General features: G+C 59.0%; 15 protein-coding genes. 1 reads left to right on the top strand and 14 read right to left on the bottom strand.

Translation table 11 applies throughout. From position 1 onward, the window contains the following. Positions 1 to 126: 126 nt before the first annotated feature. The 6 genes from ABD837_RS16450 to recA form a co-directional block, all read right to left on the bottom strand. Complete coding sequence (locus ABD837_RS16450) at positions 127 to 840, bottom strand: RluA family pseudouridine synthase (RefSeq protein ID WP_345056629.1); 714 nt, start codon at positions 838 to 840, stop codon at positions 127 to 129. 25 nt (positions 841 to 865) lie between these two features. After that, positions 866 to 1,936 carry a sensor histidine kinase gene (locus tag ABD837_RS16445; RefSeq protein WP_345056627.1) on the bottom strand — a complete coding sequence of 357 codons (1,071 nt, stop codon included), beginning with the start codon at positions 1,934 to 1,936 and terminating at the stop codon, positions 866 to 868. A 137-nt stretch (positions 1,937 to 2,073) separates the two neighbouring features. Then, a complete protein-coding gene (locus tag ABD837_RS16440; protein WP_345056625.1) occupies positions 2,074 to 2,769 on the bottom strand; it encodes a response regulator transcription factor in 696 nt (231 codons plus the stop codon). 68 nt (positions 2,770 to 2,837) lie between these two features. After that, complete coding sequence (locus ABD837_RS16435; RefSeq protein ID WP_345056623.1) at positions 2,838 to 3,491, bottom strand: hypothetical protein; 654 nt, start codon at positions 3,489 to 3,491, stop codon at positions 2,838 to 2,840. 60 nt (positions 3,492 to 3,551) lie between these two features. Beyond that, positions 3,552 to 4,367 (bottom strand): DUF3108 domain-containing protein, encoded by an 816-nt coding sequence (locus tag ABD837_RS16430; RefSeq protein ID WP_345056621.1) that lies wholly within the window; start codon positions 4,365 to 4,367, stop codon positions 3,552 to 3,554. A 138-nt stretch (positions 4,368 to 4,505) separates the two neighbouring features. Continuing rightward, the gene (gene recA, locus ABD837_RS16425; protein ID WP_345056845.1) at positions 4,506 to 5,537 is read right to left on the bottom strand and encodes a recombinase RecA; all 1,032 of its coding nucleotides are present in this window, start codon (positions 5,535 to 5,537) and stop codon (positions 4,506 to 4,508) included. A 412-nt stretch (positions 5,538 to 5,949) separates the two neighbouring features. On the opposite strand from recA, the gene ABD837_RS16420 reads away from it, so the two are divergent. Then, complete coding sequence (locus ABD837_RS16420) at positions 5,950 to 7,002, top strand: hypothetical protein (RefSeq protein ID WP_345056619.1); 1,053 nt, start codon at positions 5,950 to 5,952, stop codon at positions 7,000 to 7,002. Between the two features lie 226 nt (positions 7,003 to 7,228). Here ABD837_RS16420 and ABD837_RS16415 read toward each other — a convergent pair whose 3' ends face one another. From ABD837_RS16415 to ABD837_RS16380, 8 genes are all read right to left on the bottom strand, one after another. Next, entirely contained in the window at positions 7,229 to 7,774 is a 546-nt protein-coding gene (locus ABD837_RS16415; protein WP_345056617.1) for a GNAT family N-acetyltransferase, read from the bottom strand. Between the two features lie 69 nt (positions 7,775 to 7,843). Beyond that, the gene (locus tag ABD837_RS16410; protein ID WP_345056615.1) at positions 7,844 to 8,269 is read right to left on the bottom strand and encodes a hypothetical protein; all 426 of its coding nucleotides are present in this window, start codon (positions 8,267 to 8,269) and stop codon (positions 7,844 to 7,846) included. A gap of 132 nt (positions 8,270 to 8,401) precedes the next feature. Then, complete coding sequence (locus ABD837_RS16405; RefSeq protein WP_345056613.1) at positions 8,402 to 9,367, bottom strand: AAA family ATPase; 966 nt, start codon at positions 9,365 to 9,367, stop codon at positions 8,402 to 8,404. 152 nt (positions 9,368 to 9,519) lie between these two features. Continuing rightward, on the bottom strand, positions 9,520 to 10,911 hold the full coding sequence (locus tag ABD837_RS16400) for a peptidylprolyl isomerase (RefSeq protein WP_345056611.1): 1,392 nt from the start codon (positions 10,909 to 10,911) through the stop codon (positions 9,520 to 9,522). Positions 10,912 to 11,147: 236 nt separating this feature from the next. Next, positions 11,148 to 13,469, bottom strand: coding sequence for a peptidylprolyl isomerase (locus tag ABD837_RS16395; RefSeq protein WP_345056609.1), 2,322 nt, complete (start codon positions 13,467 to 13,469; stop codon positions 11,148 to 11,150). 171 nt (positions 13,470 to 13,640) lie between these two features. Then, complete coding sequence (locus tag ABD837_RS16390; RefSeq protein ID WP_345056607.1) at positions 13,641 to 14,054, bottom strand: ATP-binding protein; 414 nt, start codon at positions 14,052 to 14,054, stop codon at positions 13,641 to 13,643. 118 nt (positions 14,055 to 14,172) lie between these two features. Further along, complete coding sequence (locus ABD837_RS16385) at positions 14,173 to 14,502, bottom strand: STAS domain-containing protein (protein ID WP_345056605.1); 330 nt, start codon at positions 14,500 to 14,502, stop codon at positions 14,173 to 14,175. Between the two features lie 21 nt (positions 14,503 to 14,523). Further along, complete coding sequence (locus tag ABD837_RS16380; RefSeq protein ID WP_345056603.1) at positions 14,524 to 16,620, bottom strand: PP2C family protein-serine/threonine phosphatase; 2,097 nt, start codon at positions 16,618 to 16,620, stop codon at positions 14,524 to 14,526. Positions 16,621 to 16,657: the final 37 nt, after the last annotated feature.

The following is a 16,657-nucleotide window of genomic DNA, read 5'->3' as shown; positions in this document are numbered from 1 at the left end:
AATAAGAGTGCGGAGCCGCTTGGGTTCCGGGAAAAACGGACACAAAGGTACTGATTTATGGGGAACTAGCCAAACGGGGCGCAGTAGTTTTTCTGACAATCACCCGTTTGTCTGCCCCTACCGCGCCTAGCGGTTCTGGCCCAACACTTCCACCAGCACCCGAAAATCCTTCGGATACGGGGCCTCCACGCTGATTTCTTCGCCGTTCAGGCCCGTGAACTGCAGGCGCAGGGCGTGCAGCGCAAAGCGCTTAATGAAGGGCTGCTCTTCCTGGCCTTCCTTCATGTTGAACTTCTTCTTAAGCGACGATAGAAAGAAATCCTCTCCGCCATAATCCTTGTCGCCCACGATGGGCGCCTGCAGGTACATCAGGTGCAGGCGAATCTGGTGCATGCGGCCGGTTACGGGCTCACACAGCATCAGGGCGTGGCGGGTGTAGGTTTCGAGGGTGGTGAAGTGGGTTTCGGCGGCCTTGCCCTTGTAGGCGAGGCGGGCCTTGCCGCGGCTGGTGGTTTCGATGTTTCGCGTCACCACTTCGTCGTTCAGCTGTGGGGTGCCCCATACCACGGCGTGGTATTGTTTTTTCACCTCACGGTTCTCAAACTGCATGGCCAGGTGGCGGTAGGCCTCCGGGTTTTTGGCGAAGGCCAGCGCGCCGCTGGTTTCGCGGTCGAGCCGGTGAGCAGCCTGGATATCGTCGTGCTGCTCGCGGGCCAGGCGCAGCATATTGGGTGCGCCGCCTACCCGCTCGTCGAGCGTAGCCAGAAACGGTGGCTTGTTGACGACGAGGTAATCGTCGTTTTCGAAAATAACGAGGTCGGAGAAATCAGGAAGCTTCATAAGAGGCCGCAAAGGTACGACGGCCTCAGGCCGCGCCTTCTACCGGGCCTGATTTGGGCTTGGTCAGCTTGAATTCTAACGTAGTGCCTTCGCCCACGGTGCTCTTTACCTTGATGGTGGACTTGTGCGCCTCCACAATATGCTTGCTGATAGCGAGGCCCAGACCTGAACCGCCCGACTCGCGCGAACGGCTCTTGTCAATGCGATAGAACCGTTCGAAGATGCGCGCTTGGTGCTCGGGGGCAATGCCCGCGCCGTCGTCGCGTACGGCAATGCGCACCGTGCGGCCGCTTTCAACGAGCGAGACGACCACACGGCCCTGGTCGCGGCCGTACTTGATGGCGTTGTCAATCAAATTGATTAGCACCTGCCGGATGCGGTTGCGGTCGGCAATTACCGGCAGGCCGGTGGCGGGCAGGCCGGGTGGAAATAATTCGAGGCGGGTGCCGCGCCGGTTAGCCTGCTGTTCCAGCAATTCAAAGATTTCGCGCACCAGCACGATGACGTCGAAGCGCTGGCGGCGCATGCGAACCACGCCTTTTTCGAGCTGCGCAATGGTGACAAGGTCCTGCACCAGCGCATCCAGCGTATCGAGGCTAGTGGCAGCTTTGCGCAGAAACTTGCGGCGCGTGGCCAGGTCGATGTCGTCCTCCTCATCATCGAGAATGGTATGCACGAAGCCCTGGGCGGCAAACAGCGGCGTTTTGAGCTCGTGCGACACGTCGGCCAGGAACTCGCGGCGCAGGGCCTGCAGGCGTACCAGTTCGTCGAGCTCTTGCTGGCGGCGCTCGGCCATTTGCAGGATTTCGTCGCGTACGCGCTTCACCGGTTCGGGCCGGAACAGAAACTTGTTGCTCAGCTTCTTGAATTCCTTGCGCTTGATGTTCTCAAGGCCCGCATACACGCCGTTGATTTCGCGAAACAGCAGCGCTTCAAACGACAAATAGACCAATAGAAAACAAACTGCCACGGTAATGCTGGCGCCGAGAAATGCTTCGCGAAAAGGCAGCGTGGGCGCCACCCGCGCATAAGTCGTGAGCACACCGGCGACCAGCAGCGCAATAAAAACGGCAATGGTGCGGGAGGAGAAGTTCATGGCGTTTTGGGACTGAAGACGGGTGTAAATAAGTCATCCTGAGCGTAGCGAAGGACCTTATCACGCCCGAACAATAGCTGTTCAGACGGGATAAGGTCCTTCGCTACGCTCAGGATGACGGACGGTGACCGGCTGGATTAGTCGGCGTTGAACTTGTAGCCTACGCCCTTGATGGTCTGGATGTGGTGGTCGCCCACCTTTTCGCGCACTTTGCGCACGTGCACGTCCACGGTGCGGGCCAGCACGAAAACATCATTGCCCCAGATATTCTGGAGCAACTCCTCGCGGTTGAAGACCTTGTGGGGCGAGGCCGCCAGGAAGGACAGCAACTCAAACTCCTTTTTGGGCAGGCTGATTTTTTTGCCGTCCTGGTACACCGCAAATGCCGTGCGGTCGATGCGCAGTCCGTTAATGTCAATGGCATCGACGGCGGCGTGGGGGTCCTGGTCGCGGCGCTTCACGGCGGCAAGGCGGCCAAGCAGGGCGCGCGGCTTGATGGGCTTGGCGATGAAGTCGTCGGCGCCGGCCTCGAAGGCTGCCACTTCGGAAAATTCCTCGGCCCGGGCCGTGAGAAACAGGATGTAGGTGTCTTTAAACTTTGGGTTTTCGCGCAGCAGGCGGCAGGTTGCAATGCCGTCGAGGTGGGGCATCATCACGTCGAGCAGGATGATGTCGGGATGGAAGTCGGCGGCGACTTCCAGGGCCTGGCGGCCGTCGGGGGCCGAGGCAGTCTGGTAGCCTTCTTTTTTCAGGTTAAATTCCAGCAGCTCCACGATGTCGGGGTCGTCATCAACCACGAGAATCTTGTACACGGGCGTTTTGGCGGCAGTCACGGCAAAAGGGCTTAGGTGAAGCAGAACAATGCGCCGGCAAAAGTACCGCTTCTGGCGGCGGGCCCGTGTTACGATTGTGTGATGCCCTCCATGGTTGCCGGATGCCGGGGCGTAACCGACAGAGCTACGATGTAAAAGCCGTTCAGAAACGAGTAAAGCAGCGCGTGGACCGTCCAGACAGTCATGCTCAGCTCACGCGAATGGAACAGCGTGATGTTGCTGGTAAGAAAAATAAGGCAGTTGCCCGCGAAGTAGAGCAGGACCCCCGCCGAAACCCAGAACATGGGCTCGTGCTCCAGCGGGGCCAGCGTAGTGGGCGGCTGCAGCAGCTGCCAGAGGTAAAGCCCGGCCAGGACCAGTATGGCTACGCTTTCGATGAAATGCTGCACCGGGCTGAACTGTGCGGTGTCGAGCCGGGGCACGTAGGTGAGGGCAGTACCCAGCAAAAACAAGCCAATGCCCAGCGGCAGGTACCGCGCTACGGCCAACGGCCACAGGGCCCGGCGGTACATCAGTGCCAGCAGCGTTAGCTCAATGGCGGTATCGATGGGGGCCAGAAACAGGTTGGGCCGGTGCTGGGCCGCAAACCACATGGCCACCCCCGTTACCAGCAGTGCCAGCCACGACAGCCACACGAGGTAGCGGCGGGTAGTTTCCAGCCGGCGGTACCGCACCAGCCCCACCACGCACGCTCCTACCAGCGGCACGGTAGAAAACTGCATGATAAACTGTTGAACTGACGCTTCCATTCCGTACCCAAGATACGGCCGGTCAGCGGCGGGCTAGTTCACCAGGTTCAGCTTCCAGCGCAGGCCCTGGTAGCGGACCATGTCAACCTTCACGGTGCCCACAAACATCTCGGCCTGAAACAGCACCGGAATCTTATTGCGGTCGTCGGAGAAATACACCGATATGGCATTTTCGCCCCGAAACAGCTTGTTGTTGGGCATGCGGGGTACCAGTTTAAAGGCCCGCACATCGCCGGCCTTGGTCTCGACTACTTCCCGGCCTTTGAACACCACTTCGAGCATGAAGTTGTCGCCATCGAAGTAGCCCGGTACACGCACCACGTCGCCCACCTTCATGCGGTCGAAGTTGAGGGTGCGCAGGTAGTAAAAGCCACTCACCAACTCCAGGGTGTTGTTGGCCACTTTCACGGTGGTGCGGGCGTTTTCGTGGGTATGGTCGGTTACTTCGGCCACGTCGTGCAGGTGGTCGAAATCCACGGTTTCACGCTTGCGGTAGTTCTTCTCGGCAATCTCGCGCTGGGCGCGTAGCGGCAGAATGCTGGTGGTGTCGATGAGGGCCTTCCACTGGTCGCGGATGCGCAGAAAGAAATCGAACGAACCGGTGGTTTTGCCGCTCACCGAGGCCTTGTAGCAGGGGCGGCCGTTGAAGCGTTCGAGGCTGCCGCCGGTTTCCACGGTGGCCTCGCCGCCGTTGATGAGGCCGTAGTGCACCGTGTATTTAATGGTTTCGCCCCGCCCGAAGCTACTCTGCGGAATGCTGCGCACGGCATCGCCGGGGCCCAGAGCGGGCACGGCAGCTACCAGAAATAAGGCAATAGCGGGGGTAAGAACAAGCCAGCGGCGATTCATAGTGATAGCAAGAAGTAATGCACAGCGTGCCTAGACAAACCTAGTGCCAGCTCAACGGTGCTACCAAAGATACGGACGTAAAAAAGCCCGTTGCTAAGAGCAACGGGCTTTGCAGTTTATCTGACGGATTTACCGTGTTTACAGCGTGTCTTCGCCGTCCTCCACAATGGTCAGGTCCACGGGGATAACGTCCACGTCGCCCTTGGCCATAGTGCGGATTTTTTCTTCGATTTCGGCAGCCAGCTCGGGGTTGTCGAGCAGCAGGGTTTTCACGGCTTCGCGGCCCTGGCCGATTTTGGTTTCGCCATAGTTGAACCACGAGCCCGACTTGCCGATGATGCCCATGTCGACGCCCAGGTCCACAATCTCACCGACTTTGGAAATGCCCTGGCCGTAGATGATGTCGAACTCGACCACCTTGAAGGGCGGTGCCACTTTGTTCTTCACCACCTTCACCTTGGTGCGGTTGCCGGTCACATTGTCCTTGTCTTCCTTGATTTGGCCGATACGACGGATGTCGAGGCGCACCGAAGCGTAGAATTTCAGGGCGTTACCACCGGTCGTGGTTTCGGGCGAGCCGAACATCACGCCAATTTTCTCGCGCAGCTGGTTAATGAACACGCAGCAGCAGCCCGTTTTGTTGATGGTACCGGTGAGCTTGCGCAGGGCTTGGCTCATGAGGCGGGCGTGCAGGCCTACTTTCGAGTCACCCATGTCGCCTTCGAGTTCGCCTTTGGGCACCAGGGCAGCCACGGAGTCAATAACGATGATGTCAATTGCACCCGAGGAAATCAGCTGGTCGGCGATTTCGAGGGCTTGCTCGCCGTTGTCGGGCTGGGCGATGAGCAAGTTGCTGGTGTCGATGCCCAGCTTTTCGGCGTACGATTTGTCGAAGGCATGCTCGGCGTCGATGAAAGCGGCCATGCCGCCTTTCTTCTGCGCTTCGGCAATCATGTGCATGGTCAGCGTGGTCTTACCCGACGATTCCGGGCCGTAGATTTCGATGACACGGCCGCGGGGCACGCCGCCAATACCGAGAGCAATGTCGAGCGAAAGCGAACCGGTGCTGATGCTAGGAATGTCGCCCACCTTGTTGTCGGAGAGCTTCATCACGGTGCCTTTGCCGTAGGCCTTGTCCAGCTTGTCGAGCGTGAGCTGGAGGGCTTTCATTTTTTCGGCCGCGGTGTTGACTTCCGCCTTTTCAACTCTTTCGGCTTTGGGAGCCGCTTTGGTAGCTAGTGCCATGTGGGGGTGTTTAAGAAAAACGGGTTAGGTTTGGTAAAGTTAACGGTTTTGGCCGGGTCGCAATCGAATAAATCTATTCTTTATCTGAAGCCCTTTAGAGGCCCTTTTGCGGCGGCTTTTTCTAACACAGAGGTCAGTGGTTTGGTGCCGTTGAAAGGCGAAATATATGCGGATTTATCTAAAAATATTAGTTGGCCTTGTGGCTCTGCTAATTAGAGTGGGAGAGGCGCGGGCACAGGTCGATAATCGTGGGTTTACGAGTCCTACGCCGGGTGCTGAAAGGGATGTTCAAGAAATTGTCCCCGAGCTTGAAGATTCCCTAGGAACAATACGGTACATGCCAGCACGTCGCGGCGAACTCCGCGTTTCACTCAATGGCTTCGTTTTCTTCAAAGACAACGAGTATTTCAATAAGATTGTCGACGGCTACACGCTCTACGGCACCCAGTTGAACCCGCAACTGGTGTATTACCCTACGAAGAACCTGCGGCTGGAGGGCGGCGTGTTTTTGTGGAAGGACTTCGGCAACCCGCAGCTACAGCAGGTGCGGCCCACGTTTCGGGCTACCTGGACGACGGGCAAGCAGCAAATCATTCTGGGTAATATCCGGCCCAATCTGGCGCACAACTACATCGAACCCATGTTCAATTTCGAGCGGGTAATGCTAAACCCGCTGGAAGAAGGCATCCAGACCATCTATCGCGGCAAGCGGCTGTTTCTGGACCAGTGGGTAGATTGGCAGCGCCAGCAGTACCGCTACAGCAACTACCAGGAGGAAGTGGCCGGCGGCCTGAGCACCAGCTACCGCATCAGCCCCGACGATAGCCGCTGGACGGTGGCCTTGCCGTTCCAGTTCACCGCCATCCACCACGGCGGCCAGATTGATACGCTCGACAAACCCCTGCAGACGGCCTTCAACGAAGCCTTCGGGCTGGAGGCGCGCTATAAGTTGAAAGGGCCGAATGTGCATGCCGTGCGCTTCAATGGCTACGTGCTGGGCTTTCAGGACTACTCGTTCACGGCGGGGCAGTTCCCCTACAAATACGGCCGGGGCTTGTACCTGAACGGCACGCTCGAAACCCGCTTCGCCGATGTGATGGTGAGCTACTGGCAGGGCTCGCGCTTCATCTCGCCGCTGGGGGGCGACCTGTACCAAAGCGCCTCGCGCACGGTATCGAACCCCGATTTCCGGGACCCGCAGCGCCAAATTGTGATGGTGCGGTTGCTGCGTGACTTCCGCATCTCCGATGCTGCCTCGCTCACGGCGCGGGCCGAGCCGCTGTTCGATTTAAACGCCGGGCTGCTTGATTACTCGTTCGGGATGTACCTGAATTTCCGGCAGGACTGGCTGCTGGGCAACATCGGCAAGCGCGTGCGGATGGGGCAGTAGCACCTACCTTTTGCTCGGGCCCGAATACAGTTGTTTTTGGGCGGGTTGAATTTCAACTTGACCAAAAACACTTGTTTTCGGGCCGGTTGAATTTCACTTTGGGCAAAAACACCTCTTTTCGGGCAAGTTGAACTTCGACTTAAACAGAAACAGCTGTTTTCGAGCAAGCCGGATTTCAACCCACCAGAAAACAGCGGGGGGAGCCGGGCACAGCCTGCAGCAGGTGCTACTGCTTCACCAGCCAGAAGCGGCAGATTTGGTTAAGCGCATCGGAGTTGCGGAACCAGACCGAGCGGCGCGGCGGGGGTTCGGGCACGAAGCCGGCCGCGCGGGCCACGGCTTGGCCACGCACGTTGTTTTGGTAGCAGCGCACCAGCAGCCGCTGGCTGCCCACCACATCAAACCCAAAATCGATGATGGCCGCCAGCGCCTCGCGGGCAAAGCCCTGGCCCTCGGCAGCGGCGGCCAGGTAGTAGCCAATTTCGCCCTGGCCCTTCTGTTGGGGCATCAGGCAGATGTCGCCTACATATTCGCCCGTGGCGCGGTGCCAGATGCCAAACACGTAGAAGCGGCCGCTGCGCCAGTCATCGGCGAAGGTGCGCAGCGTAACGTCCGCATCGGCCGCAGAGCGCACCGCCTGCAGGCGGTCGGGGAAGGAAGGCTGGAACCGGGGGCGGTCGGCGTGCAGCAGCCCAAAGAAAGCGTCGGCATCGGCCGGTTCGTAGGGGCGCAGGCAGAGGCGTTCGGTGTAGAGCGGGGCGCGGGGCAGCATAGCAGCGTACTACGGAAAAGGGCCGCTTCTGTGCACAGAAGCGGCCCTTTTTAGAAGAGCTAAACGGGTTTATTTGTTTGGGCCCACATATTGGCTGGGGCTGCCCAGGGCCTGCTGGGTGCGCATCACGTTCACCTGCCGGGCCGCTTCGTTGAAGAATTCCAGGCGGCGGATGAGCATTTCCTTGGTCAGCACGCGGCCTTCGGGAGTGCTCATCATCGCGCGTTTGTCGGCCAGCACGTGCTGCATGGCGGCCAGCGTCTGGCCCTCGTGCTTCATAAACTGCTGCTGGAACTCGGCCAGTCGGGCCACGCCGCTGGCCGTGAGCGTGAAGTGTTCGCCGGCACCTTGGTTCAGTACTTCGCACAGCACGTACACTTCGATGGGCAAGCTGGTTTCGAGAGCCGTGGTGCGCAGGTCGAGGCCGGCGGCCAGGGCGTCGAGAATGATGCGCGCATTGCGCTCAAATTGCTGATAGTAGGCTTGAACTTCCATGTTTTTCGGGGGGCAATTGGGCTACAAAGAACGTCATGCTGAACGCAGTGAAGCATCTCTACCAGGGAAGTAACTAATTACTATGGCGGGCAAGATGCTTCGCTACGCTCTGCATGACGTGCTGCGAAATTATTATAACAACTCTTTCACAATTTGCTCCACGCCAATGCCTTCGGCTTCGGCTTTGAAGTTGCGCACGAGGCGGTGGCGCAATATGGGCACGGCCACGGCGCGCACGTCCTCAATATCGGGCGAGTACTTGCCGTTGAGCAGGGCGTTGCACTTAGCCCCCACAATGAGGTGCTGCGAGGCCCGCGGCCCGGCGCCCCACTCCAGCAGCTGGTTGGTGCGCGGGGCGGCGCGTTCGGTGTTGGGGCGGGTTTTATGCACCAAGCTCACTGCGTATTCCACCACATTATCGGCCACTGGCACCCGGCGCACCAGCTCCTGAAAGGCCTGGATATCGGCCGCATGGAGCACCTTATTCACCGTGCGCTTGACGTTGGACGTTGTTTGCTTCACAATGTTCAACTCCTCGGCGTAGGTGGGATAGCCCAACTCGATGTTGAACATGAAACGGTCGAGCTGCGCTTCGGGCAGGGGGTAGGTGCCTTCCTGCTCGATGGGGTTTTGCGTGGCCAGCACGAAGAACGGGCGCTGCAGTGGGTAGCGCTGCCCGGCCACCGTCACGGCGTATTCCTGCATGCTTTCGAGCAGGGCGGCCTGGGTTTTGGGCGGCGTCCGGTTGATTTCGTCAGCCAGAATGATGTTGGCGAAGATGGGGCCTTTCACGAAGTGAAAATCCCGCTGCTGGTTCATCGTCTCCGACCCCACAATGTCCGAAGGCATCAAATCGGGGGTGAACTGGATGCGGTTGAACGACAAATCCAGCGAGTCGGCAATGGTTTGAATAAGCAGGGTTTTGGCTAGGCCGGGCACGCCTACCAGTAAGCTGTGGCCCTGTGAAAACACCGCCGTAAGCACCAGCCGCACCACCTCGTCCTGTCCTACAATGACTTTGCCGATTTCCTGGCGCAACTGCTGGAACGAGGCAGCCAAGGCATCGGCCGCTTCTTTATCGTTTTGAAATTGAGCCATTCGAAAGTTTAAGAGGAAGGAGGGAAACGAGTCATCCTGAGCGTAGCGAAGGACCTTATCACGCCTGCGCCGTTAGAATTTGCCGCGAGCTGTACTAACGTGATAAGGTCCTTCGCTACGCTCAGGATGACAGACAATAGAAACGGATTAGCTTACCTCTCGGTCACATCCAGCACTTTGCACTGGGCGTATTCGGGAGCAACTTCGAGGTATACGGTGCCGCGGTTCTTGGCAAACCACTCGTCCAAGGCTTTGTTTTTCTTCTCGTTGAGGGCAGCAGCGGCGATTTTCTGGTAGTCGTCCTGCAGATTGGCCTGATGGGGTGGGATGTTCGACTTCAGCCACAGAATGCGCATGGCGTCCTTGCCTTCGTCGGTGCGGTAGGCCATGGGCGGGGTGATGTGGCCCACCTTCATGGTATCGATGGTGAAGAAGATGGCCGGGTCGAGCTTATCCAGGGGCAGGCGCGAGCCCCCATCGGCCCGGTTTGCCAACAGGCCGCCGTTGGACGAGCTCAGCTTGTCGGTCGAATTGTCCTTGGCAGCCTTGGCGAAGGTGATGCTGTCGGTCAAAATCTGGCGGCGCAGGCGGGTAAGCAGCTTGGCTGAGGCACTGATATCGGCCGCGCCCGTCTCGGGCTTCAGCAGAATATGGCGCGTGGAATACTTGTTGCCCTTGCGCTCGATGAACTGAATGAGGTGGAAGCCGAACTGCGACTGCACCACCGGCGACATTTGTCCTGGCTCCAGCTTCATCGACGCCGCCTCGTACTCGGGCACCAGTTCGCCCCGTCCGAACGAGCCCAGGTAACCGCCTTCTTTGGCCGAACCCGGGTCTTCGGAGTATTGCTTGGCTAGCGTAGCGAAGTCGGCTCCGGCAAGTATCTGCGCCCGAATGTCGTTCAGCTTGGCCATGGCGGCCTGCTTGGCTTTGTCGTTCACCTGGGCAGGTACCACAATCTGGCCCACTTCCACCTCCGTACTGAAATAGGGCAGGCTGTCCTTGGGAATGCGCGTGAAATACTGCGCCACTTCGCGCGGGGTCACGGCGACCTTGCCGGTGATGGTTTCCTGCATTTTCTGCTGCGTGAGCTGCTCCTTAATCTGCGGGCGCAGGTCTTCTTTCAGGGCCTTCAGCGTCTTGCCGTATTGCTCTTCCAGGCGCTTTTCGGAGCCAATCTGCTGCACGAAGTAGGCCATGCGGCGGTCTACTTCGCTGCTTACCTGCTTGTCTTCCACGATTACGGAATCGACTTCGGCGCGGGCCAGCATCAGTTTATTCAGCACCAGGCTTTGCAGAATTTTACATTTGAGGTCGGGCGGTAGGGGCTTGCCAGCCGCGCGCGCGGCCTCCTGGGCATAAATGAGCTCCACGTCGGAGCGCAGCACAATCTGGTTGTCCACTTTCACTATAATGCCGTCCAGCAGCTCCTGCCCCTTGGGGCGGCTGATGCCCAACTGGGCCTGGGAGGCGGGCGCAAAGCCCAATAACAGCGCCAACGTAAGCAGGGCCAACGTTGCGGCGCGATTCACTTTAACAAGCATAGAGTAGGTTTGAAGAGCCCGGGCAGCTGCCCGAACGAAAGCCGCTGGGGAAACAACACCGCAACGGCCGCACAAATTTCACGATAAATCCGTCGGCAGACAATTGCAAGGAGCCGAACGGGAGAATAAGGGTTGCAGTAGGCCGCAGCCTTTGCTGCGTCGGGCATTGAACGATGCGGCACTTTCGGCATACTGTGCCGTCAACGCCCGACGCAGCAAAGGCTGCGTCCTACAGGTTATTTCGTTATCAGCTTGTTCACCTCGGCCTCGTTCACCTTAACGGGGCGAGCGGTGCGTAGCTGGGCAATCCATTCTTTTTCGAGGAAAGTCTGGTAGTCGCTGGTGGCCTGGCCGCGGGCTTCAGCCAAGGTTTTGGGGCCGGCGGGCAACGTTTTGTCAATAGTGACGGCGTAGTAGCGGCCGTCTTTTTGCACGTTGTAGGTGCCGGGGCCTTTGGCCATCAAGTCGTCCATCACCTTGTTGTCGCCCTTAGCAAACACGCGCTGGCTGATTTGCACCGACAATGGGTTTTGCTGGTTTAGGCTGGCCTCCAGGGCGGCGGGCGACGACGTTGAAAGGGCCAACTGAGCCCCGCCATCGGCAGTAGCGCCGGCCTGCGTGGCCGTGCGAATGCGGCGAGCCGCCACACCATGCTGGCGCAACAGGCGGGCAGCTGCGTCGGCGCGGGTGCGGGCCAAGCTAGCTTTTTCACCCTTGCGCACGCGGCCTGTTACGGTTACCTGCGCGAGGGTGTCGCCGGCTATGCGCTTGGCCAAGTCATCGAGCGCAGTCTCACCGGCCTTGCTCAATTCCGTTTTGCCAGCGTTAAATACCAGCGACTTCGCGCCGGGGTTGGCCATCGGGAAGCTGCCGGTTTTTAGCTCTTTCTGCACGCGGGCTAGCAATGCCGGAGTGGCGGCGCTGATTACGCGGCCCTGCACGCGCTGGTCCCACTGGTACTTGGCTTGGTTGTCGGCGAAGAACTTCTTCAGGCCCACGGTGTCTTCAATGGCTTTGCTCCACACCTTCTCATCCATCAACTGGAAAAGCAGAATGCCATCGCGGTACTCCTTCACCAGCATGCGGTAGTCCTCGTACTTAGTGTCGAGGCTGCCTTTCTCGAACTCGGTCAGGCTCTGTTCCACGTACTGGTCGTAGAGCTGCTGCATGGCGAAGCTGGGCTGGGCACCCGCGCGCGGCCGCTGGTTTTGCTGCACATAAGTGAGGAAGTCGCTCACGTAGTACGGCTTGTTCTTGATGAGAAACAGGGGCATCTTGCCGCCGCCGCTCTTGGCCTGCGCCGGCTTCATGCCTTCGCCCGCCATAAACTGGTACTTGAAACGGCCCGCCACCAAGGCCGTATCCGCTTTGCTGAACGCATAAATCTTGGCCGCCGGAATTTCCACAAACTGGTCTTCCTGGCGCACGCGCTTAAGGAAAGCCGCTTTGTTGAGCTCCGAGCGCGAGTCTTTCGATACCTTGCTTTTCAGGCCAGCTTCCAGGTCGGCGAATTTGGCCAGGGGCTGCTTCTCAATCAGCTTGATAACGTGCCAGCCGTAAGGCGTTTGCACCGGAGCCGAAAGGTCGCCGGGCTTTTGCAGCTTGAAGGCAGACTCTTCGAAGGAGGGTATCATGCGGCCGGTGCCGAAGGGCGGCAACTCGCCGCCGTTAGCCGCCGAGCCGGCATCCTCCGAGAACTGAGTCACGAGCTTGTCCCAGCTTTCGCCCTTTTTCAGGCGGCTGTACAGCTCGTCAATCTTCTTGCGTGCCGTAAGCGAGTCAGCTTTGGCGGCGCTGGGGTTCATGCGAATCATCAGGTGGGCCACCTTGATTTCGCCCTGCGCCGTTCGCTTGTCGTTCACCTTGATAACGTGGTAGCCGAAGCGCGTGCGGATAGGCGCCGAAATCTGGCCCACCGGCGTGTTGTAGGCGGCCGACTCGAACGGGTACACCATCTGCATGGCAGTGAAGTAGCCCAGCTTGCCGCCGTTTTCGCGGGCCGAAGGGTCTTCGCTGCTGGCGCGGGCCAGCTGGGCGAAATCGGTGCCGGCCACGGCCTGCTGGCGCAGCGCGGTAACCTTGCTGTAAGCGGCCAGGGTATCGGCCGGGGCCGCGTCGGGTGCTACCCGGATGAGGATGTGTGAGGCGCTTACTTCCTGGCCCATGCGGTCGTACGCTTCACGCACCAGCTGGTCGGTCACGCTCTTCTCGGTGAGGTAGGGCTGGGCCAGCTGCTGCCGGTAGCCGTCGAGCTCGCGCTTGAAGGCCTGGGTGGTATCGAGCCCGCGCTGCTCGGCTTCCAGCACCTTCAATCGGAAGTTGGTGTAGAGGTCGAGGTAGTCGGTTACACTCTGGCGGGTACCGTAGTCGGCGGCCGTGCTGTTGTTTTTACGGTACACGTAGGCAAACTCGTTGGCCGGTACCGGGTAAGTGCCCAACATTTCCACCGCCGGCCCGGCTGGGGCAGTTGTAGCGGTAGTAGCGGCCGGTTTAGCAGCCTGGCAACCCGCCAACAGCGCAGCAGTGGCTGCGCTGGCATACAAAATGCGTTTGTCCATAAACAATAGAAAGAGTCGTCGCGCGCAGGCACAGTGAAACCAGACGCGCAGGCATAAAATTACCGGTGCGAAATTAACCAACTTTCCTGCCCGGGGCGAAAGGCCCGAAAAAAGAACGTCCGGCCCCCTGAAGCGGCCGGACGGTATTGGTTGAGACGGCGGCTGGCGAAGTCAGGCCAGGTGCTTGCTGAGGTGGCAAATGGTGTGGTTGCCACGGGTAAAGAATTCAACGCGGTCCATGAGCCGGGTCACCAGCGTCATGCCCATGCCGCCCTTGCGGCCTTCCTGTATATAGGCGCGCAGGTCGGGGGCCTTATGCGGGCCGGGCTCAAAAATGGTGTCGCCGTTGTCGGCGATTTCAATATTCAAGTCGTGTTCGTCGAAGTCGAGTTTCAGGTCCAGGAACTGCGACTCGTCTTCGCCGTTGGCGTGGATAATGAAGTTGGCCACTACCTCATCGATGGCCAGCACCACTTGGTTCACCGTTTTCTCCGACAGCTGCCGGGCGCTGAGATAATTCCGCACGAAGTCGCGCACCTCCTGGAGGTGGGCACGCGAGCAAGCAATGCGGAGAGCAGACTTCACTTTGGGGGCGATGAGGTGGTGAAGTAATGAGGCGATGAAGCAGGATGAAAAAGTGTAAAGCAAGACAAGCCCGCGATACTTCATCACCCTTTTACTTCATTGCCTCATCACCAATTATTTAGGCGGCTTCGGCTTCTGTGGCGCTGGGCACAATCGTCATGAGCGCATCGAGACCCAGGATTTCGAACACATTGAAGACCTTCTCCTGCATGTTGAAGAATACCAGCTTCACGTTGGCATCCTGAAAGCGTTGCAGGTGGGAAATGAAGACGCCCAGGCCAGCCGAGGAAATATAGCTAAGCTTGGCACAGTCGATGAGGACTTTGCGGTAGTTCAGGATGTCGGGCTTCGCCAGCTCGGTATCAAGCACAATGGCGGAGCTAGCATCGAGCTCGCCATCGAGCTGTAGCGTAAGGATGTCGGCGGAGGGTTGTGCGGTAACTTTCATAATGAGGGCGATACGTTGGGCCTACGGCAGGGGTTGGGCCGACTTGAATTTAATGACGAGTAGGGTCTGGTCGTCGTGAATGGGGTGGCCGGACGTAAACGCGTTGAGGTCGTCAAGGATGTACGATTTAATGTCGTCGGCTTCCTGGAAATAACTTTCTTCCAGGCGCAGCTTCAGGCGGTCTTCACCGTATTCGTCGGTGCCGTCGCCACCCCGGGCTTCTACGATGCCGTCGGTGTAAATGACCATTACGTCGCCGGGGCTGTAGTCGTAGAACTGGTTTTTAATGTGCTTTTCGTACGAGTCGTTGCGGATGATGCCTAACCCGAGGCCCTGCGACTCGAAGTAAAACACTTCTTCGCGCATGGCGTGGTAATACAGCGTGTGGCAATGACCGGCGCGGGCAAACACAAAGCCGCCCTGCTCATAGTCGATAATGTAGAGCGAGGAGGTGATAAACGACGACTTCTCGAGGCAGTGAATAAGGGCCGTGTTGGCCTGGGCCATGAACTTGCTGGGCACCGGGAACTTGTCGCGCTCGTTCTTCGCCAGCGGGTTTTCCTGCATCAGCGAGTGAAAGATGCCTTTCATCTGGGCCATGTGGAAGGCGGCCGTGACGCCCTTGCCGCTTACGTCGCCGATGATGACGGCCAGGCGGCGCCCCGGCAAGTGCAGAAAGTCGTAGAAGTCGCCGCCCACTTCCTTCGCCGCCAGCGAGTGCGAACTGATGTCGAACCAGTTGTCTGTGGGCAGGTTTTTCGGGATGAGGCTGTCCTGCACCTGCGAGGCAATCTTGAGCTCCTCCTGGGTGCGCTGGTTGGCCAGCGAGGTTTGCACCAGCTCCAGGTTCTCGATGCTGAGCACGGCCTGCCCCGTGAAGGTTTGCAGGATGCTGAAGTCTTCGTGGTGGAAGGTATGGGGCTCTTCCTTTAGCAGGTAGAGCATGCCATAGTTGTAGTGGAGGCCATGCAGGGGCAGTTGCAGCAATGAGCGGTACTGCTGCGCCACGCCCTCAAAACCGGCCCGCCGGTTCAGGTCGTTGGTAATGAATTCGCCTTCGGGCAGGTCGTAGGCGGCAAGCCGGCTGCGCAACTTGCTCGCCTGCTCGGGCGAGAAGTTGAGACAAAGAGTGGATTGGGTCGCTTCCGCGCTGGTGTGGCCGGGTTCGAGGTCGAGCCAGGCCGCGTCGGCATTTACCGTCTGGGCCGCCGACTCGAGCAGAATGCGGTAGACCTCGCCCGAAGTTTGCCCACGCTGAATAATCTGGGTGAGGCGCTGGAGCCGCAATATCTCGTTGCGGCGCTGCTCCACGATGTCGGAAACCGGCAGGTTAAAGAAGGTGACCATCAGCCCCATCAACGCATAAAATGCCGAGAACAAAGCTGTGAGCAGCAGAAACGCATACTGCGGCCGCGGTGCAATCAGCTGCGGGTCGACCTGCGTGACGCGGAAGTACTGCACAAAAATGAGCACGCATAGCAGCAGCCCGGCCTGCAGCAGCACGACCCGCCACTTGTCGCGCTGGCTGAGGTAAGCCACCCATCGCTGATGCCCGCTCAGGTATATTCCATACAGCCCCAGCAGCACCACAATAGGCGTGCCGAGGTAGCTGGGCGGGTCGACCCCCACAAGGCGAAGCAGCAGCGTAGCCCCGAGCAGTACTTCAAACAGCGTCCATTCCTTTTGCAGGCGGCTCGACGAGCGGAACAGCACCAGGGCGCGCCACGCGTAGTTGGTGCGGGCCAGGAAAACCACGAACAACCCCAGATTGAGGGTGTAAATAGTCGTGAAGAACAGGCTGTTGCTACTAAGGCCGGCATCGTTTTTCAATACCCGCTCCAGCATGTGCAGCCCTACGCAGCCCACTGCCAATAGCCCTGGCCCGGTGAGCAGCCGCCGCAGCAGCTTCACAAATTGCTGCCCTTCCAGAGGGGGCGGCTGGTAGCGGTAATAGAGAAAGATACCCAGCACAAACAGCGCCTGCGTCAGCTGGGTACTCCACTGCGGCCACTGGCCCAGCCACTGCTCCGCGCCCGAATGGCTGAGCGCACCTAAGAGCAGCAGCACCCAGCTTAGCAGGCTAAAAAGAAGAAGAGTAGGAAGTAAGCGTTGAGCCACAGATAGTAACCAGGAATAACAAATGCGCGCCAGCCCG

The sequence above is a fragment of the Hymenobacter glaciei genome, assembly GCF_039539585.1.
Lineage (GTDB): Bacteria > Bacteroidota > Bacteroidia > Cytophagales > Hymenobacteraceae > Hymenobacter > Hymenobacter glaciei.
Note: the sequence above shows the minus strand (reverse complement) of the source record. Positions and strands in the feature narration are given on the sequence as shown.